Source organism: Rhodococcus sp. KB6 (genome assembly GCF_001445685.1).
Taxonomy (GTDB): domain Bacteria; phylum Actinomycetota; class Actinomycetes; order Mycobacteriales; family Mycobacteriaceae; genus Rhodococcus_F; species Rhodococcus_F qingshengii.
In genome coordinates this window covers 110,220-135,178 of the sequence record NZ_LNAK01000112.1, presented here as the reverse complement: position 1 = coordinate 135,178, position 24,959 = coordinate 110,220, and the positions used below count along the sequence as shown (strand labels likewise).

General features: G+C 62.2%; 18 protein-coding genes. 6 read left to right on the top strand and 12 right to left on the bottom strand.

Going from position 1 to position 24,959, the window contains the following annotated elements; translation table 11 throughout:
* Positions 1–255, bottom strand: a 255-nt coding sequence (locus ASU23_RS15750; RefSeq protein WP_172827064.1) for a MaoC family dehydratase N-terminal domain-containing protein, incomplete at its 3' end; no start/stop codon positions are given.
* Between the two features lie 65 nt (positions 256–320).
* Between ASU23_RS15750 and ASU23_RS15745 the strand changes: the two genes are divergently transcribed.
* Positions 321–1,034, top strand: a complete 714-nt coding sequence (locus ASU23_RS15745; protein WP_172827063.1) for a TetR/AcrR family transcriptional regulator — start codon at positions 321–323, stop codon at positions 1,032–1,034.
* Here ASU23_RS15745 and ASU23_RS15740 read toward each other — a convergent pair.
* The 4 genes from ASU23_RS15740 to ASU23_RS15725 form a co-directional block, all read right to left on the bottom strand.
* Positions 1,021–2,493 carry an MFS transporter gene (locus tag ASU23_RS15740; RefSeq protein ID WP_007731537.1) on the bottom strand — a complete coding sequence of 491 codons (1,473 nt, stop codon included), beginning with the start codon at positions 2,491–2,493 and terminating at the stop codon, positions 1,021–1,023. The two genes, ASU23_RS15745 and ASU23_RS15740, sit on opposite strands and share 14 nt — an antisense overlap.
* An 86-nt stretch (positions 2,494–2,579) precedes the next feature.
* Entirely contained in the window at positions 2,580–3,149 is a 570-nt protein-coding gene (locus tag ASU23_RS15735; RefSeq protein ID WP_007731538.1) for a TetR/AcrR family transcriptional regulator, read from the bottom strand.
* Positions 3,149–3,769 (bottom strand): recombination mediator RecR, encoded by a 621-nt coding sequence (gene recR, locus ASU23_RS15730; RefSeq protein ID WP_003943917.1) that lies wholly within the window; start codon positions 3,767–3,769, stop codon positions 3,149–3,151. The genes ASU23_RS15735 and recR overlap by 1 nt, the downstream gene beginning before the upstream one ends.
* A gap of 12 nt (positions 3,770–3,781) precedes the next feature.
* Positions 3,782–4,120, bottom strand: coding sequence for a YbaB/EbfC family nucleoid-associated protein (locus ASU23_RS15725; RefSeq protein ID WP_003943929.1), 339 nt, complete (start codon positions 4,118–4,120; stop codon positions 3,782–3,784).
* 109 nt (positions 4,121–4,229) lie between these two features.
* Here ASU23_RS15725 and ASU23_RS15720 point away from each other — a divergent pair, with 109 nt between their 5' ends.
* The 3 genes from ASU23_RS15720 (at position 4,230) to ASU23_RS15710 (ending at position 6,922) form a co-directional block, all read left to right on the top strand.
* Entirely contained in the window at positions 4,230–5,030 is an 801-nt protein-coding gene (locus ASU23_RS15720; RefSeq protein WP_058038226.1) for an Rv3717 family N-acetylmuramoyl-L-alanine amidase, read from the top strand.
* A gap of 84 nt (positions 5,031–5,114) precedes the next feature.
* A complete protein-coding gene (locus ASU23_RS15715) occupies positions 5,115–5,411 on the top strand; it encodes a hypothetical protein (protein WP_058038225.1) in 297 nt (98 codons plus the stop codon).
* Positions 5,411–6,922, top strand: a complete 1,512-nt coding sequence (locus ASU23_RS15710; protein ID WP_058038224.1) for an alpha/beta hydrolase — start codon at positions 5,411–5,413, stop codon at positions 6,920–6,922. The genes ASU23_RS15715 and ASU23_RS15710 overlap by 1 nt, the downstream gene beginning before the upstream one ends.
* Before the next feature lie 54 nt (positions 6,923–6,976).
* Here the strand turns inward: ASU23_RS15710 and ASU23_RS15705 are convergent, their stop codons facing one another.
* Complete coding sequence (locus ASU23_RS15705) at positions 6,977–7,411, bottom strand: SRPBCC family protein (protein WP_003943959.1); 435 nt, start codon at positions 7,409–7,411, stop codon at positions 6,977–6,979.
* 338 nt (positions 7,412–7,749) lie between these two features.
* Here ASU23_RS15705 and ASU23_RS15700 point away from each other — a divergent pair, with 338 nt between their 5' ends.
* Entirely contained in the window at positions 7,750–9,153 is a 1,404-nt protein-coding gene (locus ASU23_RS15700) for an FAD-binding oxidoreductase (protein WP_007731548.1), read from the top strand.
* Positions 9,150–10,451, top strand: coding sequence for a class I SAM-dependent methyltransferase (locus ASU23_RS15695; protein WP_003943932.1), 1,302 nt, complete (start codon positions 9,150–9,152; stop codon positions 10,449–10,451). The genes ASU23_RS15700 and ASU23_RS15695 overlap by 4 nt, the downstream gene beginning before the upstream one ends.
* A 36-nt stretch (positions 10,452–10,487) precedes the next feature.
* On the opposite strand, the gene ASU23_RS15690 is transcribed toward ASU23_RS15695, so the two are convergent.
* From ASU23_RS15690 to ASU23_RS15665, 6 genes are all read right to left on the bottom strand, one after another.
* Positions 10,488–11,525, bottom strand: coding sequence for a type IV toxin-antitoxin system AbiEi family antitoxin domain-containing protein (locus ASU23_RS15690; protein WP_058038223.1), 1,038 nt, complete (start codon positions 11,523–11,525; stop codon positions 10,488–10,490).
* Between the two features lie 140 nt (positions 11,526–11,665).
* Positions 11,666–13,807: a 3-hydroxyacyl-CoA dehydrogenase NAD-binding domain-containing protein gene (locus ASU23_RS15685; protein ID WP_030535720.1), complete on the bottom strand. Its 2,142-nt coding sequence runs from the start codon at positions 13,805–13,807 to the stop codon at positions 11,666–11,668.
* Positions 13,808–13,852: 45 nt separating this feature from the next.
* Positions 13,853–15,067, bottom strand: a complete 1,215-nt coding sequence (locus tag ASU23_RS15680) for an acetyl-CoA C-acetyltransferase (RefSeq protein WP_007731553.1) — start codon at positions 15,065–15,067, stop codon at positions 13,853–13,855.
* Between the two features lie 222 nt (positions 15,068–15,289).
* Positions 15,290–17,146 (bottom strand): multicopper oxidase family protein, encoded by a 1,857-nt coding sequence (locus tag ASU23_RS15675; protein WP_058038222.1) that lies wholly within the window; start codon positions 17,144–17,146, stop codon positions 15,290–15,292.
* Positions 17,147–17,234: 88 nt separating this feature from the next.
* Positions 17,235–18,791 (bottom strand): hypothetical protein, encoded by a 1,557-nt coding sequence (locus ASU23_RS15670; RefSeq protein WP_058038221.1) that lies wholly within the window; start codon positions 18,789–18,791, stop codon positions 17,235–17,237.
* Positions 18,788–24,889, bottom strand: coding sequence for a type I polyketide synthase (locus ASU23_RS15665; protein ID WP_058038220.1), 6,102 nt, complete (start codon positions 24,887–24,889; stop codon positions 18,788–18,790). The genes ASU23_RS15670 and ASU23_RS15665 overlap by 4 nt, the downstream gene beginning before the upstream one ends.
* Between the last annotated feature and the right edge of the window lie 70 nt (positions 24,890–24,959).

Here is a 24,959-nt window from a genome sequence, read left to right as displayed (position 1 = left end):
GGCACGAAGTTGCGGGCCCTGCCGATAACGTCGGTAACCCGCCATCACCCAGGTCGAGATCATGGCGGGCGGACAGACGACGTCTCGACGACCGGTACTGCGGGCGGCCTCTGCGTCGACGTAGATCGAGTTGCGGTCGTCGTGCGCCTCGACCCAGTTGCGGATCATCGCCTCGTTGACGGCGTAGCGGGCGACGCGGGGTGGTTCTGCCTCTGTGCCGATGAAATTCGGAAACTGCGTCTGCAGGCTCTGCACTGAAATCCTCCGTGAACGAAAGTTGAGCAAGCGCTTGATTTTGAAGCTAGCATAGGAATCCGGAAGTGGAAACACGCGATCTCACCGACGAATTGGTTCGAGCCGGAGCTATCAGGCAGGATTGCGCTACGTTCGACGCCGGCAGCCCGGCACCCCCGAAACCCTGCCCTGAGCAGGACCGACAACCAGTGGAGATTTCAGTGGCATCACCAGATCGTCGGGAGAAGATCCTGGAGAGCTCAGCCGAGCTGTTCGCCAGGAAGGGTGTCGCCACCACGACCGTTCGCGAGATCGGCGACGCCGCCGGTGTGTTCTCGGGCAGCCTCTACCACTACTTCAAGTCGAAGAATGCGATAGTTGCCGAGCTCATGCGCGGCTTCATCACCGACATTCAGCTCCGCTTCGATCAGGTGGAGAAGACGGCAAACGACCCCGAGGAAGTCCTGCGCGGCTTGATCCGCGAGACGCTGGTCGTCATCGAACTACACCCGCACCCGACGGCGATCTACCAGAACGATCGGGCTTATCTTCGCGACAACGATCTCCTGCAATCCGTCGACGGGCCTTCCCGCCAAGTCCGCGAGCATTGGATGAAAGCGATTGCCGAAGGCGTCGATCAGGGAATCTTCCGCAAAGACGTGGCACCGGAAATTTTCTATCGATCGGTACGAGACACCTTGTGGTCGACAACGCATTGGCCGGATCGCCAGAAGTACACCACCGACGAGTTCGCGGATCTGATGATCACGCTCTTCCTCTCGGGATTCAGGGTCGCCTGACCAGATCCGGCAAATCCAGATGTTTCGGGGTTCGTCCCTGCGGCAACAGGATCGACACCGCGAACACGACCACCGCGCAGCCCGCGCACACCAGGTAGGCGACGGAGAATCCGGTCCACGACGTGGAATGTTCCGAACCGCTGATCACGAATGCAGCGAGAATGGTTGCCACCGTCGCACTGCAGATCGTGCTTCCGGACGTCCGCAGAAGTGAGTTCACCCCGTTGGCAGCCGCCAGTCGCTGACGAGGTACGGCAACCAGAATCAGCAGCGAGAGCGTGCTGTACACGATGGCAGTCCCGACCGCTGTGATACCCAGTGCTGCAACCACTCCCCACAGCGGCTTACCGGCAACGGCGTGAATCCCGTACCCGCCGGCGAGGAACACGGCGCCGGTCAACATCGCGGTCCGTGAACCGAAGCGGTCGGTGATACGCACCGCAACCGGTGAGAACAGCACCATCGCGATACTCGCCGGAATCTGGCAGAGCGCTGCCGCGATGATCGACAGGCCGTACCCGGCACCCGGCCCCTTCATCCCCTGCAGCAGTTGTGTCGTGATCAGCGTGTTCCCGAAAAACGCGAACCCGACCAGCAGAGCCGCCAGATGCGGGATCAACACCGCACGTTTCACGAGAGCACGGACGTCGACCAGCGGATTGACGTTGCGCCGCTGTTGAATTACCCAGAGCGTGAACAGCACCGCCGACGCGGCCAGCATGGAGATCACCGCTCCACTGGTCCACCCCCAACTCGACCCCTGAGTGATCGGCACAAGCAGAGCAATCATCGCGGCGCTCAGACCAACCGCCCCGACGCCGTCGAATCTTCCCGACGGATTCGGCTCGGACTCTCGAATGAACAGCACCGCAGCAAGAGTCACGGACAGCCCGATGGCGGTGGTTACCCAGAACAGGACGTGCCAGTTCGAGTACTGCGCGATCATCGCGGAAAACGGTATGCCCAAAGCGGTTCCGACGCCGAGCGTCGAACTCATCATGGCCACTGCGCCGTTGACCTTGTTCCGTGGCAATTCGTCTCGCAGCATGGAGATTCCGATGGGGATGACTGCCGACCCGGCCCCCTGCAACGCTCTCGCGAAGATGAGTACAGCGATGTCCGACGACAGCGCACACAACATCGAGCCGAGAGTCATCATCGAGAAGGCAACCAGAAGCATCTTCTTCTTGCCGAACATGTCGGCGAGTCGACCGAAGATGGGAGTGACGACAGCGCCGACCAGCAGTGTGACGGTCACCAGCCAGGACACGGCCGTGCGTCCAGCGCCGGTGAAGTGCGGCAACTCCGGCAGCAGTGGAACGATGACCGTCTGCAGAACAGCCTGGAACACTGCGGCGGCGACAACGATGGGGAACAGGAAGCGGGAGCGCGGCTGCGCGAGTCCCGCATCGGAGGTGGTGACTGCAGGCGTGCCCGGCGGACGGTCGAGCGTCGTCACCCCACACCGCCTGTTCTCACTAGGTAAATATCCGTTCACCTACATTAGGTGAACGGATATTTACCTAGCAAGAATTGTGACGCCGCTCACCCGTCGAGCAGCTTTTGCACCAGCGGTGCGTACAGCGCAACCACCTCGTCCTGGGTGCCGGTGGCATGGCCGGCCATCATCCGTCGGCGCATGATCGCCACTCCGACCACCATCGACATCGCCAGTTCCGCGCGCAATCTCGCGTCGGGGCCGGACAGGCGAGCGGCGAGGGTGTCGATCATCTGCGTCGAATAGTTCTCGCGCAGCTTGCGGTTGCTCTCTTCACTGACGCCGCTCATGAACAACAAGCTCATGGACAGCGGCTTGTACGACTCCAGCGGCTTGGTGAACAGCGAGACCATGCGCTCGCCGAGCGAGTCGTTCGGGGCGTCGAAGACCGTGACCGCCGCTGCCCGGAAGTCGACCAACTCGTCGTACAACTGCTCTTTGGAACCGAAGTACTTGATGATCAGAGGCGCGCTGACGCCTGCGTCTTCGGCGATGTCCTTGAGCGTGATTTCGCGGTACGGCCGAGTCGCGAATGCTTTCCCGGCCGACGCGATGATCTGCGCACGCGTCTGCTCGGACGTACGACGCACCTGCTGACCTTGCTCCGTGCCGCTCATCAAGCGTTCCGCGACAATTCACGACGGCCGGACAATGCGCGACCCAGCGTCAACTCGTCTGCGAATTCGAGATCGCCACCCATCGGAAGACCCGAAGCCAACCGAGACACCGTGAGCCCCGGAATGTCTCGCATCATGCGAACGAGATAGGTAGCTGTCGCCTCACCCTCGGTGTTGGGGTCGGTGGCGATGATGACCTCGGACACGTCGACGCCGTCCTCCTGATTTGCGATGCGAGCCAACAACTCCCGGATACGCAACTGGTCAGGCCCGATCCCCGAGAGCGGATTGAGCGCACCGCCGAGCACGTGATAGCGACCCTTGAACTCACGGGTGCGCTCGACGGCCTGAACGTCCTTCGGTTCCTCCACGACGCAGATCACCGTGCGATCGCGACGTGCGTCGGCGCAGATGCGGCACTTCTCCTGATCGGAGACAGTTCCGCACACCGTGCAGAACTGAACGCCGTCACGGATGCGCTGCAATGCATTTTTCAAACGGTCGATCTCGGGAGGCTCCACGGAGAGCAGGTGAAAAGCGATGCGTTGAGCGCTCTTCGGCCCGACTCCGGGAAGCTTCCCGAGTTCGTCGATCAGATCCTGAACCGGACCTTCGTACACGCGTTCTCGTTTCTAGAAGCCGGGGAGACCGGGAAGGCCTCCGCCGAGTCCGCCGGCCAACGGGCCGAGCTTCTCAGCAGCGACTTCCTGTGCCTTGCGCGAAGCGTCCTCGATCGCGCCGATCACCAGATCCTGCAGCGTCTCGACATCTTCGGGGTCGACGACCTTGGGATCGATCTGCAGACCGACAACCTCGCCGGTGCCCTTGACCGTGGCGACAACCAGTCCGCCACCGGCCTGACCGGTCACTTCGGCCTGAGCCATTTCCTGCTGCGCCGCCATCAATTGCTGCTGCATCTGCTGAGCCTGAGCCAACAGAGCAGACATGTCGGGTGCTCCACCTGGTTGCACGAGCGGTCCTTTCTACAGAGTTATCCCCACCAGCGTAGTCGGTGCGCGCTACCGTGAGCGGGTGCGCCGGAACCAGTCAGACACCGTAAAACCATCAAGAGGGTCAAACATGGCATCACGTGTGTTCCGCTCCACTGCCCTGATCGCCGTGGTCGGGGCCGGGCTTCTGAGCGCTGCGTGCACGATTCCGACCGAGACTGCCGAGGCCACGACTTCGGTCGAGGTGTCTCCGCTGAGCACTGTCGCCGCTGACGTCCCCGCTGCGCTCACCGGCAAGGTCGTCTTCCTCGATCCCGGGCACAGCGGGGCGAACGACGACAGCATCAACACCCAGGTCCCCACGGGCCGCGGCGGCACCAAGAACTGCCAGACCACCGGCACCAACACCGATGCCGGGTTCCCCGAGCACACCTTCAACTGGGAAGTCGCGAGCCTGGTCAAGAGCGAACTCGAAGGCCAAGGCGCCACAGTGGTCCTGAGTCGACCGGACGACATCAGCGTCGGATCTTGCGTCGACGCACGCGCCGAAGCTGCCAATTCCTCCGGCGCCGACGTAGTGGTGAGCATTCACGCGGACGGCGCAGCAGCCGCAGCCGAGGGCTTCCACGTCTGCTACTCCGCGCCCCCGCTGAACGCGGTGCAGGCAGGCCCGTCCGTCACCTTTGCCGAAACCATGCGCGACTCACTCGTCACAGCCGGACTCACCCCGTCGACCTACATCGGTGACGACGGGCTGGCACCACGCGCCGATCTGACGGGACTCAATCTGTCGCAGCGGCCGTCGATTCTGGTCGAACTCGGCAACATGCGAAATGCCGACGAGGCAGCGCGCATGACGAGCCCGGACGGTCAGCAGGAATATGCGTCCGCCGTCACCAGCGGAGTCACCGCCTTCCTCACAACCCCCTGACCTGTCTTCTGTGGAGAAATTCCACTTGTCCACAGGTATGTCGGCACCGCCGAGGTAGCCCGCTCACCTGGATACGGTTCTGCCATGGGGCCGATACTTCAGGTAGATTTCGCTGCTCTGCAGCAACTTTCAGCTGATCTGTCTCGAATTGCGGATCAGATCTCGGGGATCGATTCCGCCGGCCCGATTTTCGAAGCCGCGGCGGCCCTGAACTCGTCCGCTGTCGCGGCTGTGGCGACTGGGAATGCCGGCATCATCGCCGACGCGTACCGGCACCTGGCTACGCAATTGGGACTCATGGCGTCGGGAACCGCTGCCGCAGCACGTCTGTACGACGCTGCCGAGGGCGAAGTGGTGTCCGAACTGCGCGGAGCCTACTGATGCAGCCCACCGTCTCTCAGCTTCGAACGTGGTCACCGGAGAAATTGCGCACAAGCGCTTCGGAACTGATCGACATCGACCGGCAGATCGAAGTCCTCGGCAATGACGCCGGACGCAGCATCGACGCCGTCCGCGAATTCTGGCAGGGACAAGCGTCGAGCGCAGCCGCAGTGCAGTGGTCTGGCATCTCGCTTTCCTCGTCGCGGCTGTCGATTGCAGTTCGCGTAGTTGCGGATCTGTATGCCGGAGCGTCCAATACGATCGGTGCGGCGCGAAAATCAGTTCTGGACCTGGTCGAGGAGGCGACTCTCGAACACGGCTTGACGGTGTCAGACAGTGGAGCGGTATCGGCACCTGAGACGAAGCAGCCGTGGAATCTGGCCGACGCCATGCAAGATTCCGAAAACGCCACGGCTGCACAGGTTTTTCAGCAGAAGATCTCCACTGCATTGACGGCACTCGACGACGAAGACAACCGGGCCGCGACTGCTCTGGGTGCGGCATTCCGAGAGATCGGATCACTCCTTGGCAATCAGCCTGATCGCCTCGACCGCACTGTCCTCGACATCCTCGACGGGAGGTCGACACTCCCCGAGACACCAACGGAGCTACACCGACTCTGGGAATCGCTCACGCCCAACGAGAAAGACGCGTTGGCGAGGTGGGATCCGTCCATCGGTAGCCGGGACGGCCTTCCCGCTCTGGACCGGGACTACTACAACCGGCGGTACCTCTCTGCGCTCGAGCAGTTGCCGGATCGAACGGTAGCTGCCGGATACACGGCCGTGCGCGGCGAACTTCGACCGGACACGTTCCTTCTCTCGGTCACGGATGGGCATGCCGTCGTGGCAGTCGGTAATCCCGATGCCGCCGGCAACGTCGCAACACTGGTTCCCGGAACCGGCTCCGGGCTGTCGGGCGTCGGCGGAGACCTGCAACGAACCAAGGCCATGTACGACGCGGCGGTCAGGGCGGCGCCAACGGAAGCCACATCAGTGATCCTGTGGTCCGGATACGACGCTCCCCCAGGCATTCCCGACGCAGCCTCGGATCGGTACGCCACCTCCGCAGCGCCGAGGCTCGACAGCTTCCAGGACGGGTTACGAACCTCGCATGACGGCCCGCCTTCGCACAACGTGGTGATCGGTCATTCCTACGGCAGCACCGTCATCGGTGCTGCGACTACCCGTGGCGCTTCTCTCGACGTCGACGAACTGGTTTTTGTCGCAAGCCCCGGCGTCGATGCCGAGCGCGTGAACGAACTGAGCCTGGACGGCGTCGACTCGGCCGAGATGGCTCGCCATGTTCATTCGACGACGGCCTTCTGGGATCCGGTCCAATTGATCCCCACGATCCTCGGAGTCCACGGGTTCGACCCGTCGGATCCGGAATTCGGCGCGCAGGTATTCACCGGATCTCCCGGGGAGCCTGGGTTCGGAGTTCACAGCGATTACTGGGAAAGCGGAAACCCCGCACTCACCGAATTCGGACGGATCATTACCGGCCCATGAAAGAAGGCGCCGTACCGGTGAAGGTACGACGCCATCTCGGTGATGCAGGATCGGTTAGACGAGTTCGCGCTTGAGGTTGTCCAGGACCTGGGCCTGGATGCGCTGCAGACCCTTCGGAGCGAACGTGCGCTCGAAGAAGCCGCCGATACCGGTGGCACCCTGCCACTGGGTGAGCGTCGTCACCGTCGTTCCGGTGCCGTTGGGGGCAACGGTCCAGGTGGTGACGAGGCTGGAGTTCGCGTCCTTCTCGGTGATGACGTTGCCGTCGACCGTCACTGTCGCCTTGACGTTGCGCGAGCGCTTTTCCGTCGCCTTGAGCGTCCACTGCGCGACGGTTCCGTCACCCTGGCCACCTTCGACGACCTTGTAGTCGAGGTACTGCTCGGACAGGATTCGCGGGCGAACCGTCTCGTAGTCCGAGAGCGCCGCGAGCACCTTGTCGGGTGCTGCTGTGACGACTGTCGAACTCATTGCATTGACCTGACCCATATGCCCTACGTCTCCTTGCTCGACCAACGCGGCTCGATACCGCGAATGACTACCCGAATCCGCACCTCGAAGTGCGCAGATATTCCTTTCCATACTGCCTGCTGCGCCCGGGTATCTCGACCATCTACCCATTCCGTGTGAGCTGGTTCACCACTCGGAGCATTTACCGAGTTCGATTGCAACAACTCGATCAAATTCGGGCATTAATACCCCTCCGGATAGCTTGCACACGCAACTACCGATAGCGTCAGGGTGTGACTCTCTCGTTCAATGGGGTAGTTCAGAAGTTAGATCGAATCCGGACAAAGCAAGGCCCGGGTTCCGATGCTGCGCGTGAAATGGGGTTCGAGCAGCACAGAGAAGGCGTCGAACGCCTACTCGCGTCATACCGCGCCATTCCCGCCGATGCTTCTGTACGCCTGGCAAAGAAGACATCCAATCTGTTCCGCGCTCGCGCCAAGACGTCGGCCCCCGGCCTCGACGTCAGCGGTCTGGCAGGTGTCATCGCCGTCGATGCGCAGGCGCGCACAGCCGACGTCGCCGGCATGTGCACGTACGAGGACCTCGTCGACGCGACGCTGCCCTACGGGCTGGCGCCCCTGGTCGTGCCTCAACTCAAGACCATCACCCTGGGCGGTGCGGTGACCGGCCTGGGCATCGAGTCCACCTCGTTCCGCAACGGCCTGCCGCACGAGTCGGTACTCGAAATCGACGTACTGACCGGAAGCGGCGAGATCATCACCGCAACACCGGACGGCGAACACGCCGAACTGTTCTTCGGTTTCCCCAATTCCTACGGCACCCTTGGCTATTCGACGCGATTGAAGATCGCACTCGAACCCGTCAAGAAGTACGTCGCCTTGCGCCACGTGCGCTTCGATTCGTTGAAGAAGCTCGAAGAAACGATGGATCGCATCGTCACCGAACGCGAGTACGACGGGATCGCCGTCGACTATCTCGACGGGGTGGTCTTCACCGATTCCGAGAGCTACCTCACACTCGGCGTGCAAACCGACGAGGAAGGCCCGGTCAGCGATTACACCGACCAGGACATCTTCTACCGGTCGATCCAGCATTCGTCACTCACCCAGCCCAAGACGGATCGCTTGACCATTCGCGACTACCTGTGGCGCTGGGACACCGACTGGTTCTGGTGCTCACGAGCTTTCGGTGCACAGAACCCGAAGATCCGGCGCTTCTGGCCCAAGCAGTACCTGCGCAGCAGCTTCTACTGGAAGCTGATCGCCCTCGACCACAAGTACGACATCGGAGATCGCCTCGAAAAGCGCAAGGGCAAGCCCCCGCGCGAACGCGTCGTCCAGGACGTCGAGGTACCCATCGAACGAACCGCGGACTTCGTCTCGTGGTTCCTCGAGGAAATCCCGATCGAACCACTGTGGTTGTGCCCGTTGCGTCTTCGCGAGCCAAGCCCTGCCGCCGCTTCTGCATCACGGCCGTGGCCCCTCTACCCCCTCGAACCCAAGCGCACCTACGTCAACATCGGCTTCTGGTCTTCGGTGCCGATCGTTCCCGGTGAGCGCGAGGGGGCAGCAAATCGACTGATCGAAGAAAAGGTCAGCGATTTCGACGGACACAAATCGCTCTACTCCGACTCCTACTACTCGAAGGAAGACTTCGAGGAGCTGTACTACGGCGGCGACCGGTACATCGGACTCAAGGAACGCTACGACCCGAAATCCCGTTTATTGGATCTATTCTCTAAGGCGGTGCAACGTAAATGACCACGTTCAAAGACTCCAAAAGCCAGGACAAGCTCTCTATTGCCGAGATTCTCGAGACGCTTTCCGACGGCATGCTGCCGCTTCGATTCACCGCGTACGACGGCAGCACCGCCGGCCCCGAAGATGCCGACTACGGACTGCACCTCAAGTCGACTCGCGGAACCACTTATCTCGCAACAGCTCCCGGTGACCTCGGCATGGCCCGCGCGTACGTCTCCGGCGATCTCGAAGCCGAGGGCGTCCACCCCGGTGATCCGTACGAGATCCTGCGCATCATGGGTGACGAACTCCACCTCAAGCGCCCGTCCGCACTGACGCTCGCCAGCATCACGCGCTCCCTGGGCTGGGATCTGTTGCGGCCCATCGCCCCGCCGCCCCAGGAACATCTCCCTCGCTGGCGTCGCGTCGCAGAAGGACTGCGTCACTCCAAGACTCGTGACGCCGAAGTCATCCATCACCACTACGACGTCTCCAACACCTTCTACGAGTACGTCCTCGGCCCGTCCATGACGTACACCTGTGCCGCTTACGACAATGCGGAACAGACGCTCGAAGAAGCCCAGGAGAACAAGTACCGCCTGGTGTTCGAGAAGCTCGGACTCCAGAAGGGTGATCGACTTCTCGACATCGGCTGCGGCTGGGGCTCGATGGTCCGCTACGCGGCCAGGCGCGGTGTCAAGGTGATCGGCGTGACTCTCTCTCGCGAGCAAGCGGATTGGGCACAGAAGGCCATCGAGGACGAGGGCCTCGCCGATCTCGCCCAGGTCCGTTTCTCCGACTACCGCGACGTGGCCGAGACCGGATTCGATGCAGTGTCCTCCATCGGCCTGACCGAGCACATCGGCGTCGGAAACTACCCGGCGTACTTCGAGTTCCTCAAGGGCAAGCTGCGTGAGGGTGGGCGTCTGCTCAACCACTGCATCACCCGTCCGGACAACCGAAGCAGCGCCAAGGCAGGCGGATTCATCGACCGGTACGTCTTCCCCGACGGGGAGCTCACCGGTTCGGGTCGCATCATCTCCGAGATCCAGAACGTCGGCCTCGAGGTGCGTCACGAAGAGAACCTTCGCGAGCACTACGCACTGACGCTCGCCGGATGGTGCCAGAATCTCGTCGACAACTGGGACGCGTGCGTCGCCGAGGTCGGCGAAGGAACCGCCCGCGTCTGGGGCCTGTACATGGCCGGCTCACGACTCGGGTTCGAGCGCAATGTCGTTCAGCTGCACCAGGTTCTGGCCGTCAAGCTCGGCCCCAAGGGTGAGGCGCATGTGCCGCTTCGCCCGTGGTGGAAGGCCTAGGGGCAAAGCCCCCGTGCGCCTTTTTGGTAGTCGGCACTACCAAAAAGGCGCACAGGTGCCGCAGGCACCCGACTGCGTCCTCACCCAGCCTCCGCGCCGCAAGACCGTCTCCACTTCATGTGCAACCTGGCACGGGGTCTTCATCACCTCGTCGAATCCGTAGACCAACCGCGGACGACCTGCCAGCTCTGCCGCATTGTCACGGCGGCGATCACGAAATGCCACTTCTGCCATGGAATGCGCCCACCGACCGTCGAGACGCACGATCAGCGGCACACCGAATTCGCTGTAGTCGCAATCCTCGTACAACGTGCGACCGTCGACGCGAACCGGTGACTGGCGTCTGGCCGACGGCAACCCGTGCGCCTGCTCCACGTCGACCGCATAGTGGTATTCGAGCGTTGACTGCACCCCGTCTGCCAGGAGTCGTACCGCATCGGAAAGCGCACCCTTGAATCGATGTGGTGTTCGTTCGTCAATCCGACGACGCACATCGTTCAACGGAATTCGCGCATTTGTCACTGTGGTGATGAGTGAAACGTAGGCGCTTCGCGCTGTGGATTCGGCGGTCGCAAGATCAATCGCGGTATCCGCCCGCGACGTTCGAGGTATGACTGACGGCACGCCGATGTATCGGTGGGCTCGGGAGCGGTGGACGACTACCCCGGGGTGAACCACGCCACCCACTCTGACAAGTGCACCCGACGTTCGCGCTGGAACTCGGCGGATTGTCGCGGACTGACAGCGAGCGGACTTGCCGTAGGGCACGGTGACATGGACTGGCTTGTCTGCGTCGATGCGACGCATTCCCCATTCCTCAGCTGCAGTGTCGTGGCTCAGAATCGCTTGCGCGCCACCATAAAGCCAAGCGGCGTTCAAGATCATTTCTCTGGTGAGCGGGCCAGCGGTCACTGCATACACGCCTTGTAGAACGCGCTGCCATTCGCCGCGGTCCAGAAAGTTCCGCAGCATCCCTCGGTTGTATCCGAATGACGAGAGTTGCTGTTGCCGTACCAGACCGGATTGCGCATCGAGAATCCGGAGAAACTCGCTTCCACCATGAGACGTAGTCATGGCACCAAGCGTCAGGCCGAACTCCGACAGGACTGACGTGAAATTCGCTGTCGGAGTTCGTCTGTGGATAACTCACCAGCTGGGGATGAACCCCTGTGCGCCTTTTTGGTAGCCGTAACTACCAAAAAGGCGCACGGGGGCTATGCCCCTAGCGAAGCCGGCGGGGTGAACCGCGGGCCGTACTGCGCAGCGAGTTCCTTTGCACGAGCGACGAAGCCGGCCGTGCCGCCCTCGTAACCGACGATGAACTGGTGAACGCCACCGGTCCAGGCCGGGAATCCGATGCCCATGATGGAGCCGATGTTGGCGTCCGCCGTGGTGATCAGGACGTTCTCGTCGAAGCACTTCTGCGTCTCGATCGCCTCGATGAACAGCATGCGGTCGATGAGGTCCTGGATCGGGGCGTCGGAGGTTCCGGAGTTGAAGTTCTCGCGGAGTCCGGACCACAGGCCGGTGCGCTTGCCCTCGGCGTAATCGTAGAAGCCGGCTCCACCGAGCTTGCCCTTACGATCGAACTTCTCGACGAGGGTGTTGATGACCTCGCCGGCCGGATCTGCCGGCAGTTCCTTGCCTTCGGCCTTGGCGGCGTCGGCAGATTCCTTGCGGATCTTCTGCATGAGGGTGAGGTTGAGCTCATCCGAAAGCTGAAGCGGCGCAGCCGGGTAACCGGCCTGCATACCGGCCTGCTCGATGGTGGCAGGCTCGACGCCCTCGGCGAGCATGCCGATGGCCTCGTTGATGAAGGTGCCGATGACACGCGAGGTGAAGAAGCCACGCGAGTCGTTGACCACGATCGGCGTCTTGCGGATCGCCTGGACGTAGTCGAACACGCGAGCCAGAGTCTCGTCGGAGGTCTTCTCACCGCGGATGATCTCCACCAGCGGCATCTTGTCGACGGGCGAGAAGAAGTGGATGCCGATGAAGTCTTCCTGACGCTTCACGCCGGTGGCGAGACCCGTGATGGGCAGCGTCGAGGTGTTCGAGCCCAGCAGTGCCTTGGGATCGACGATGTCCTCGATCTCCTGGAACACCTTGTGCTTGAGTTCCTGGCTCTCGAAAACTGCTTCGATGACGAAGTCGACGCCGGCGAAATCTGCCGGGTCAGCCGTCGGGGTGATCTTGGCGAGGAGTGCGTCGGACTTCTCCTGCGTGGTCTTGCCGCGCGAGAGCGCCTTGGCCTCAATGCCTTCGGAGTACGCCTTGCCCTTGTTCGCAGCCTCGATGGTGACGTCCTTGAGCACGACGTCGAAGCCTGCCTTGGCGGAGACGTACGCGATGCCCGCGCCCATCATGCCCGCGCCGAGGACACCGACCTTCTTGATGGTGGACTTCTCGATGCCTGCCGGACGTGAACCGCCGCCGTTGATCGACTGCAGGTCGAAGAAGAACGCCTGGATCATGTTCTTCGCGACGCGGCCGGTCACCAGCGAGGTGAAGTAGCGAGCCTCGATGAGCAGCGCGTTGTCGATGTCGACCTGCGAACCCTCGACGGCTGCGGCCATGATGGCGCGCGGAGCCGGCATCGGAGCGCCCTTGAGCTGCTTACGCAGGTTCGCGGGGAACGCCGGAAGGTTGGCAGCGAATGCCGGAGTGGACGGAGTTCCGCCAGGGATCTTGTAGCCCTTGACATCCCACGGCTGAACGCCGCCTTCGGGGTTGGCCTTGATCCATGCCTTCGCAGCCGGAACCAGCTCCTCTACCGAGCCGACGACCTCGTCGATGAGGCCGACTTCCTTGGCCTGAACGGGTCCACGCTGCTGCCCCTGGAGCAGGACGCCCATGAGCGCGTTCTGCAGGCCGAGCATCCGCACGGTACGCACGACGCCGCCGCCGCCGGGCAGCAGGCCGAGGGTGACCTCGGGCAGGCCGATCTTGACTCCCTTGACGTCTGCCGCGATGCGGTGGTGGGTCGCGAGAGCGATCTCGAGGCCGCCGCCGAGTGCCGCGCCGTTGATGGCGGCGACGACCGGCTTGCCGAGAGTTTCGAGGCGACGCAGGTCTGCCTTGATCTCGACGCTGTGGTTGTAGATCTCCTCGGCCTGCTCGGGGCCGACCTTGATCATGTTCTTGAGGTCGCCACCGGCGAAGAAGGTCTTCTTGCCGGAAGTGATGACGGCACCGGTGATGGAGTCCTTCTCGGCGACCAGACGGTCGACGGTGGCCTTCATCGACGCGATGTACGCGTCGTTCATGGTGTTTGCGCCCTGGTTGGGATCGTTGATGGTGAGCACGACGATGCCGTCGGCGTCCTGGTCCCAGTTGATGATGTTCTGATCAGTCACTTTGCTTGACTCCTGGTAAGCCTCGTTGGAAGGACGGACGCCGCGTCAGACGCGCTCGATGATGGTGGCAACGCCCATACCGCCGCCGATGCACAGGGTGATGAGGGCGCGCTTGCCGCCACGACGCTCGAGCTCGTCGACCATCGTTCCGGTGATCATCGCGCCGGTTGCACCGAGTGGGTGACCCATGGCGATCGCGCCACCGTTGACGTTGAGCTTCTCGTCCGGGATGTTCAGGTCCTTCTGGAACTTCAGGACGACGGAAGCGAATGCCTCGTTGATCTCGAAGAGGTCGATGTCGTCGACCGTCAGGCCGGCAGCTGCCAGAACCTTCTTCGACGCCGGCGTCGGGCCGGTGAGCATGATGGTGGAGTCGGCGCCGCTGGTGGCGGTGGCGACGACGCGAGCGCGCGGCGTCAGACCCATGTCCTTGCCGGCCTGCTCGCTACCGACGAGCACGAGGGCCGCGCCGTCGACGATCCCCGAGCTGTTGCCGCCGTGGTGAACGTGGTTGATCTTCTCGACCCAGTGGTACTTCTGCAGCGACACGGCGTCGAATCCGCCGATTTCACCGATCACACCGAACGCGGGAGCCAAGCCGGCGAGGTTCTCTGCCGTGGTGCCCGGACGCATGTGCTCGTCGTTGTCGAGGATGGTGATGCCGTTGATGTCCTTGACCGGCACTACCGACTTGGCGAAGTATCCGCCGGTCCACGCCTTGGCGGCGAGGTCCTGCGAGCGCACGGCGTATGCGTCGACGTCGTCACGCGAGAAGCCCTCGATGGTGGCGATGAGGTCTGCGCCGACGCCCTGCGGCACGAAGTAGTTGTCGTAGTTGGTGGCGGGGTCGAGTGCCCACGGTCCACCGTCGGATCCCATCGGAACGCGGGACATCGACTCGACGCCACCGGCGATCACCAGTTCGTCCCAGCCGGACCGAACCTTCTGAGCAGCCATGTTCACGGCCTCGAGGCCGGAAGCGCAAAAACGGTTGAGCTGAACGCCGCCGACGGTGTCGGGCAGTCCCGCATCGTTGACTGCAACGCGGGCGATGTCCATTCCCTGATCGCCAACGGGGGTGACGACGCCCAGGATGAGGTCGGAGATCCGGTCCTCGTCGAGGTCGGGAAAGCGCACGCGCAGTTCCTGGATCAGACCCGTGACCAGCGAGATCGGCTTGACCGAGTGCAACGACCCGGTCTTCTTGCCGCGGCCTCGCGGGGTACGGATGGCTTCATAAATGAATGCCTCTGTGGTCACTGTGAGGTGTTCCTTCCGTGTAATTCGTCGAACCGGTCTGCAGATCGTCCGCGCCACCTTCGGTGGTGGCGCATGGCCGAGGTACAGACCTCAGCCCTTTCACTGTAGAACGTGTTCCAAATTCATGGGAAGGACCGAAGCGATCCTGCTAGGTGACCGAGGTGATCAGGTGCGCGAACGCCTGCCCGCTTCGGTTCATTTCGGGTGCGCCCCCGGAAGCACTCACGGCACGATGCGATACGGCAACATCATGTCGTGATCTTCGTGATCGAGTAGATGGCAATGCCACACGTATCCCTGGAGTCGACCAGAATCAGCCATATCGTGGCGCCCGCCGCCCGTCATCCCACCGCCCGTCATCCCACCGCCCGTCATCCCACCGCCCGTCATCCCACTGCCCGTCATCCCACCGCTCGGAAGACGATCGAACATCGCGTCGGGATCGAAACCCAGCTCATCCGCGGTGGGGAATCGCACGATGATCCGGGTGACGGTGCCGCCGTCCACCCTGACGGTGTCCTTCATTCCCGCTTCCCACGGCGCCGGCGCGATCATCGGCCCCGCCTCGAACCCTTCGGGCGACGGAGTCCACTTGTTGCCGATCACCGGCTGCGGATGGCGGATCAAGTACTCCAGCGTCCGCATCGGTGTCCTGCCGAGAATCCGGAAATTCACCAGGTGCAGGTGTATCGGATGCGGGTCCGGCGTGGTGTTGACGATGTTCCACTGCTCGACGGTGCCTTGCCGCGGCCTCTCGACGTCCGTGGTGCTGAACGTCAGGTTGTTCAACGTCATCTGAGCCGGTGGATTCCGCAGTTCCAGTTGCTGGCTCACCGTCACCGTGCGAATTACCGTCGGCTGCTCCAACGGGGCGAGAACGTCACGTTGTCGGCGCCCACCGCGCAGTTGCGACGGAACACCACCGGTGAATCCGCGCCTGGCGTCACCGCGGAACCGGCAGAACAGCGGCATCGTCACTTCACCGATGACAGCGGCGGGCAGCGGGGGCGCCTCGTCGTTGCGAAGCTCCACCGTCGAACCCTCCGACAGTCCGGTGAAATCGACGAGGAGGTCGTACCGCTCCCCCGGTGCGCAGCGGAAGGCATTGACCGCGACGGGCGCGTCGAGCATTCCGGCGTCGTTGCCGATGACCCAGAACGTCATCATGTTCGAGAAGTGAAGATTCCACACACTTGCCGACGACGCATTGACGATGCGGAAGCGGTAAAGGCCCCGAGCCACGGACAGTTCCGGCCACACCTTGCCGTTGACCAAGCCGACGTCGCCCACCGCGCCGCCTTCCCACGATCCTTCCGGGATCAAGATGGTGGATCGGCCGTTCTGGGCGCCTGTCGGCGTGAAGATCTTCTCCTGCAGGATCAACGGGATCTCGAATTCCTCGGCCGGCAACCCCAACTGATTTCCCAGTTCGCCGGTGTCGAATTCATCCCTGATCAGATAGTTGCCGATCAGACCGGCGTAGACGTTGAGCCGGGTGATGCCCATCGCATGATCGTGATACCAGAGGTGGGCGGCTTCCTGACCGTGCAAAAAGTGATGCATCGCAGCCTGTCCCGGCATCACCAGCAGCTCCGGATGGCCGTCGCTCTCAGGTGAAGTGACTCCCCCGTGCAAGTGCAACGACGTCGGCGGGTGCGCACGAAAGTCGGCCTGCATTCCGTGCAGCGTCATATCCATGTCCGCTGCCAACGGATGTCCGGTCAGATCGTTCTCGAACGTCAACATGATCGGCTCGCCGGAATGCGCCTCGACGGTAGGGCCCAGATAACCGCCACCGATCTCTCCGCTGCGGTACGACAGTGCTGGGGACGGGGGAAAATCCCGATGAAAGGCATGTTGCCCCACTTGCGCTGTCAGTGTGATCTCGTTTCCGGAAAGCGTTGACAACGAATGTAGTTCGTCACAGAACGGCTCGAACTCCGGCGAATGAAAAATCAACGGAGACTCGATATCCACACTCCCCGCCGGAGCAGCACCTGCCTTTGCACCCAAAGCAACAGCCGCTGTGCCGACTACCGACCCTTTCAGAACCGATCTTCTGGAAACCCCGATACCCATACATTCCCCTCCCCATCGAAACGGGTTGCGTTCTCCCACAAGGAAAACGCAACCCGTCTCTCCACTTCGATCTCGGAAAATCCCCCGTCTACTTTCCGTCGATCGCCTCCAGCACCGAATCGATCAGCGACTGTGGAAGTTTCGACGGCGGAGAGATTTCCAGTTCTCCCGGAGCGCCCGGCATCGTCCAGACAGTTCTGTGCCGAGCGATCGCGAGCTTCTCCCGTGATCCGTCCTCGTTGACCTTGAAGTACTCGAACTCGAGGTCGATCCCCCTCTCGTAGAGGGCAGACAAGGACATCGTGACCAGGACGTCGTCGAACGGCATGACCTCGCGCAGATGCTCAACCCTGGTGTGCACACAACGAAGTTCCCCGAGAGCGCCTCTGGCCGCCATGGCCTCACGCTGAGAACGGACCAGGAACTTGTCCCGAACCCTCGACTGCCAGATGTAATAGTTGCCGAAGTAGATGTTGCCCACGACGTTTCCGTCCTGCAACGTCGTCGAGAACACCTCGGATTCGAGCAGGTACGGATTGCGCGGCACCATCGGAGCCGAGCGGATCACGGAACCACGATCGACGTTCTTCGGTTCGGTGGGAACAGCGATGTTCTTCGTCCCCGTCGGAATCGTCATCGGCTCGATGAAATCGTGGAAGTACTGCGGCATCGGCCGTGCCGCCACCACACCGTGGGAGAGGATTTCCACCCACGTCGTCTGCATCGCACTCCACCCGATGTGAGTGCGCGTCTCGCCGTCGACCCGGCACCATTCGACATGCAGATTGGTGGTTGCCCGATCCGGACCGGTGAGCTCGGTGATCCAGATCGTCCCCTCGACAATGTCGTCGGTGTACAGGTTCGCATCGATGAACACCTCGGAGTTGTTGGTCACCATGCCCCAACGACCCGTCGCCATGTCCTCCACGATCTGCTTCGAGATCGGTCCGGTTCCCCTCTCTCGCAAAGCGCCCAACCACAGCGCGAAGCTCGCGAACCCCACTGATCCACCGACGTTGCACGCGTCCCGGAACCCGACGGGGAACCGGATCGACACCGCCGGATAGCCGCTCCGGGCCACCACATGCACGTCGGAGCCGTAGGCCATCGGATCGAACTGCGCGAGAGACTTCGCCGACAACGGTCCGGAGTCGAACTGCGGTGCCGGGTCCTGCGCCGGTTCCTCCGCATCCTCCTCATGAGTCACAAACGCGAGAATCCGCTCCTCGTTGTCCGTCAACAGAGCTGGAAAAGTCAGAACCACCACGCTTCCCTCTGCGCCGCCGCGGAAGGTCACTGCGTCGTCCTCCCTGGCGCCCATCGCCAGAGAAACCGACATCTGCCCCGTGGCCTTTCGGATCGCCTCGGCCGCCGCCCACAGCCTGGTTCCCGCACGATCGAGTGATTCGCCGCCTGCGATCAACTCGTCCAGCAGCGGAATCCGCGCCGAACCCAGAAGCGCCTTCCACTGCACGGCGGTTCGGGGGCGAATCGGTTCGATGTCACACCCCTGAGGCCAGTCGCCGGCCGAACCGAGTGACTTGCTGCCGTCGTGCGAGAGCGAGACATCCACAGAGGGCGGAATATCACCGACGACGACGGGCTTTCCGGTTTCCTGCCATTCGATGGCAAAGGCATTACTCATTTGATCACCACATCCTCATCGAGATGAATGTTCACGGCCGCCTCGGCGATCGGTTTCTCCTGCTCGTGGCGTTCCGACTTGGTCAACTCGTGAATCCCCGGGGTATGCGCGACCACAACCCGCGGGCTCTTCACTCCCAACGCCCGGCTGTGTTGCGCGAGCTTGTCGAGAATGATCTGTGCGTCGCGCGCAGTCGGATCCGCGATTTCCTCAGCCGTAGGACGGCTTTCGTCGTGGGAGAGAATCTGGGAGCGATATCCCTCGAGCTGCATCACCACTCGTCCGTCCTTCACCACCGCCACGTCGGCTTGCATGTGGGTCTCTGTCTGCACCTTGTCGTAGGCGTACGCGGTGAACGAACGAGCCTCGAATCGTCCGTCGTACATGTCGATTCGCGCAATGTTGACCGGAAGGCAGATCTCCCGCGGAACCATGATCTGACCCGATTGGAGCAGGGAATCGAGGAAGTAGGGATCACCGAGGAGGTGCTGCTTACGGTCGGCTCGCGAAATAGCGCTGAAGAGAATGTGCTCGGAATCGAGGCTCGAGATCTCTTCGAGTCGGCGGAAATCGCCCTCCTGGAACAGCAACCACGAGTAGAGATCGTCCAACGGATCGATGTCGAGCACCGGTCGCGGCAACTCCTTCTCGAACTCCGGCAGTGTTTCGTCCAGCCCGAAGATGAAGTCGGCCGAGAAATGGGGCCGTCCGTACCCGGTCCGTTCGGTGCCGATCGTGACATGCACCCGCGTTCCTGCAGCATCACGATCCTGCTCCACGACGCTTGCCTTGATCTCGACTCTGGTGCCCTCGACCGTGTCGACGACGATCGGTCGATCCAGCTTGATGTCGTCGATGCGGACGCGGCCCAGAGTCACGCGTCCGGTGACATAAGCCGCCGCCTGCGACATCGCCTCGAGTCCGAACACCGTCGGAAGCAGCGCCGATCCTTTCCAGACATGATCTAGGACAAAAGGATCTGCTGAGGTGGACAACGTCGTCCGGGTAACCAGTTCTACCTGCGGCTCGATGGTCACCACTTGGTCGATGTAGCGCGACACCGCCGGCAGAGCCGGTGCTGCCGGTGCCCAGGTGTCGAGACCGCCGAGTCGACTGGTCACGACGATACGACTTGTCTCGGGTCCGCTGTCGACCAGGCGAAGGAAATGATCCACTCCCGCAGCCGTGGAAATCGGCATGACACCCATCTTCGCGAGGTGGTTGACACTGCCCATGCGGGCGCCCATTCCGGTCTCTCCCCACACGCTGTACGCGAGCGAGAACGTCCGAGTCTTCGGGTGCCCGGCGGCATACCGCATCACCATTTCGTCGAGAAGCTCGTTTCCGTATGCATACCAGCTGTTTCCGGGCATACCTGTGAATCCGATGATGGAGGAGAAGCCCACGAACAGCTTCAAGTCGCGATCAGCGAGCGCTTCGACGAAGTTGGCTGCGCCCAGGACCTTAGGTGCAACCTCCTTGAAAGCCGCAGCGCTGTCGACTCTCTCGAACCGCCGCGGAACATTCGCCCCCGCACCGTGGACAAACCCGGTGATCGGCCCAACCTCGACCTCGATCTGGGCGACGACGCCGGCCACCGCCGCAGCATCCGTGACGTTGCAGCGATAGTAGTGAGCGCTCAAACCAGCAGACGTGAAGTCCGCAAGAGTGGAAGCGATTTCGTCACCCGCTTGTCGCTGAGAGCTTCCGATCAGCACTAGTTCGGCGCCTGTCTTTCGGCCGAGAGCCAGAGCGCATTGCGCCATGATGCCTTTCGCGCCACCGGTCACGACCACTACATCCGAACTCCCCAACCCGCTCTCGCGGACGGTGTAGTCGCTCGAGGTGAGAACCCGCGGTTGCAGTGCCGTGCGTCCCATCTCGGTGTCGTAAGTCGCGAACACATAGGGTGCAACCGAATCCAACTCGAAGACGACGGTGGTTGCCACCACCGCGTCCGCAGTCGAGCCGTCGAATCCTATGACGCGGACATCCAGTTCGGGGCGCTCGTGATGCACCGAAGCGGCAAAAGCCGCCGCACTCGGTACCGGCGCCGGATTGCCCAACTCGACATCGGTGAACTGAATCACTGCCAATGTGGTTCGTGCGCCTCCACTTTGCTGCGCCGGAACCATCTTGTGCATGTGTTCGATCCCACGGCGCAAGCCGATTTCGGTGACGGAATCATCGGTCACACGCGGCATTACGGCAACCACGTGCTGTGCATTCGCAGGAGCGCCGTCGGAGAATGTGCGAATGTCGACCTGAGCACCACGCCCTCGCAGTTCGGATTCCAACCTTCCGACCAAACCGGCGTCGTCACCGATGACGACAAACGTCGTGTCCGTGAGGTCTCGGACTCCGTGCAACGCTGTCTCGCTCCGAACCTTTTCCAGGGTGTAATCGCGAACCCAGGTGAAGCTGTCGGCTGATAGACCCTTTGCCTTCACCGGCAGCGCCCGCGCAACCGGCTGCTGCTGCCCCGACTTCTCTTTCGCGGATCGATCGAGCACTTCGATCAGTTCACCCAGGCTGACGTTGACGAGTTCGGCCGGATCCAGATCACCCTGAACACCCAATCGCGTTGCCACAGTTGCTATCGCATCGGCAGCCTTGATCGAGTCCATGTTCAGGTCGTCGAGCAGGTGGAGATCCACATCGAGAGACTCCACCGGAAATCCGGTGTCCTCCGCGATTACCTCGAGCAGTATTCGCGACACGTCCGACTGCACCGAACTCGCTGCTGGAACGGCAGAACCGAGATTCGGTGATGCCGCAAGGATCAGCGATGCTGCTTCTCCGATCGTGGCATTGGCCAACTCGGCAGGGTCGAGGTCGACAACCTCGAACTGATGCGCAACCTTCGAAATAGCCTCTGCCGCACTGATCGAGTCGAGATTCAGATCATCGAGCAGACGCAGATCCGTCGTGATCGACTCGGCGGGGAATCCCGTCGTATCGGCGAGGATCCTGATCAGCTCACTTTCCACGGACCCAGCGCCCGCGTCAGCCGGCTCTTCGACTACCGGAGCCGAAACCGGCGAAGGAGCTTTCGCTGCCACGGATTCGTGGCCGTTGGTGACTGCCCGCGAAGTCGGAGCAGATGGAGAAGACGCTCCACTGCCTACATCAGCACGAATCACGTCGACGAGGAAGGTCCCGCGTCGGCTCAGGTAATCGGCCAGCGCCGCAGCCGGATCCCCGCCGGACGTACCAAGTGCGAGCGGTTCGGGAGCAGAGGTAACCGTCAGCTTCGCCTCGGCCAGGTTCTCGATGAACACCTTCTGATCGGCAGGAACGAATTCGCGCACGAACCGGCCGTCGAAAAGTTCGTTCCATCGGACCTGAGCGCCGTGTACGTACATCGCGGCCAGTGCGACATTGAAGTCCTCGTCGCGTCCGGACTTGGACGCAACGGGGAAGCAGCGCACGCCGTCGGTCCCATTGATCGCCTTGGTGAGCCCGGTCAGCACACGGCCGGGACCGACCTCGACGAGCAGGTCCACGTCCTGCGAGATTCCACTTACCGTCTTGACCCAGTCGACCGGTGAGACAACCTGTTTGGTGACCAATTCGCGAAGTGCCAGTGGCGTCTGTACGCGTTTCCCTTCGACGCAGGAATACACGGGGCAAGTCAGCGAATCGACTTGCTCGTCAACGGGCGCAGTGGACTTCAGCTCCCGCTCGGCCTCGTTCATCATCTCGGAGTGGAAAGCATTCGACACGGCAAGCGCCTGAGCCGACACTCCGCGCGTCTTCGCGATGGCAACCACATCGTCGACCGCGTCTTTGGTGCCCGAAACCACGGTCTGTGTAGGCGTATTCAGATTCGCGACGGTCGCGTAACCCTTTGTTTCCGCGATGATCGCCTCAGCCGTCGATCGGTCGCAGGTCAGGCTCGCCATCGCGCCGTTTCCACCACCACTGACAGCCATGGCCGCACCCTTCGCCGCAGCCAAGGTGATCAGCGTCTTCTGGTCGTAAGCTCCTGCCGCGTAGAGCGCGGTCAACTCGCCGAGACTGTGGCCGGCGACAGCACTGGGTGTGACACCCAATCGGCGGAGGTACTCGAACCAGAGCAGCGAAGCCAAAGCGACGGCAGGCTGGGTGAACTGCGTCTGGGCGAGATCCCGCTTCCACTTCGCCAATTCCGCAGCGTCAGCGCTCTTGACCGGGTTCCGCAGAATTCGAGGCGTGATCGCCTCCGCTCCAACTCCCTCCAACCAGCCGTCCGCCTCGGTCGCCAGTTCGCGTGCCCACTCGAAGCGCTCGATCAGCACGCGCGCCATCTCTAGTTGTTGGGATCCCTGTCCCGGGAACAGGAATCCGATGTCGTGGTGGACGGCGTTCGAGATCGAGATCTCGTTGCTCACGACCTTCACCTGACCGGATGCAGGAGCGGAGTTCTCGCAGATCACGGCAAGCTGACGCATGCGTTCGGCCAACTGCGCGGGACGTCCGGCCACCACTGCGGCACGGAAGGGCGCGGTCGGCGAGATCACTCGAGAGAGTTTCGCCGAAAAGTCCAGCAGCTCGGCAACACTCAACGGAACCGCCAGATCTGCAACATCCCGCGCTCGGGTCGCCAAGTCCACCGCGGAATCTGCAGAAAGTACGAAAACCTCGGTGTCCTGATACGACGCCATCATCGTGCGGACGTCTTGCGAGGGTGTCAGCTTGCTGGATGGTGCATCAGCCGATTCGATCGCGACGTGGCAGTTGATACCGCCGAAACCCATGGCTTGCGCACCGGCACGCATCTTCTCGGACGGATCTCTGATCTCACCGTTGACGAGCGGAAAGAGTGCCGGCGCTTCGGTTCCGAACGCCGGGTTCGGGTCGGTGCAACCGGCGAGCGGCGGAAGGATTCGTTGATTGACGGCCATGGTCGCCTTGATCAGCGCAAGGATGCCCGACGCCGCCTTCGTGTGCCCGATCAACGACTTCAGTGACGTCATGCCGATGCTACGAGCCTCGACGGGCCCGTCCGTCTGAGCGGCCTGCTGGACGCCGGCCAGTTCGACGGGGTCTCCGACGGGAGTACCAGTTCCGTGTCCTTCGACGAAGGCAACCTCGCTGGCCGCGAATCCCGCTCGCGAGTATGCGCGACGGATCATCTCGGCCTGAGTTTCGGCGCGGGGCTTGGTGATTCCACCCTTGCCATCGGTGGAGATGCCCCAGCCGCGAATCGTCGCGTACACGTAGTCGCCGTCCGCCCTGGCGTCCTCGAGTCGTTTCAAGGCCACGAATCCGCAACCTTCACCCGGGATGAATCCGCTTCGGCTTGCGTCGTACACGTTCATGTCGCCACGGGTCAGTGCACCCAAACGGGCGAATCCCACCAGTTCCAAAGGATCCAAGCTGACGTCGACTCCCCCTGCCAAGACGAAGTCGGCCGCGCCGGACGCCAGCTTTTCGGCTGCAGTCGCCACCGCGAGCATTCCGGACGCGCACGCACCGTCCACGACGTACCCGCCGCCGTTGAAGTCGAGATAATTGCAGATCCGGCCGGCAATCGTATTCGACAACATGCCGGCGAGAGTGTCTTCACTCGGCTCCACCAATGGGCCCTTGTAGACCTCTTCCATCGTCTCGGCGAGAGCATCGGCGACGGAACTGTCCAACTGGCGCGCTTCGGCTGCCACAGCGAGTGCGCGCTTGACGTAAGGCCAACGCAAACGCATCGACCACATCCGGGATTCTTCACCGGTGAGGGAGTTGCCGACGATTGCGGCGCTGCGTCCAGTGGGTACCGATCCTCGGCTGTAGCCCGCGTCCGTCAAAGCCCCGAGTGCTGTTTCCAGAGCCAACCAGTGTGTGAGATCTGTCGACTTGAAGGTCCGCTCCGGTATCCGGCGACCGACCCAGTCGAATTCGAAACCATCCATGAACGCGCCGCGATCGGCGTATGTCTTGTCGACGTCGTCAGGGCTCGCGCTCCAGTAGTCGTCGAGGGACATCCGTGACTCCGGAAACTTTCGGAATTGCATCCGACGCGCGAGGACGTTCTCCCAAAATCCTTGCAGATCATGTGCACCGGGGGACCACATGCTCATCCCGACTATCGCAATCGCAGGATTAGTTGAATCTTCAGTCATCTTACACTTCCTATTTTCGCGCGCATCCACGGGAGACTCAATCGACCGAAGACTAACCACGCCCTCATCG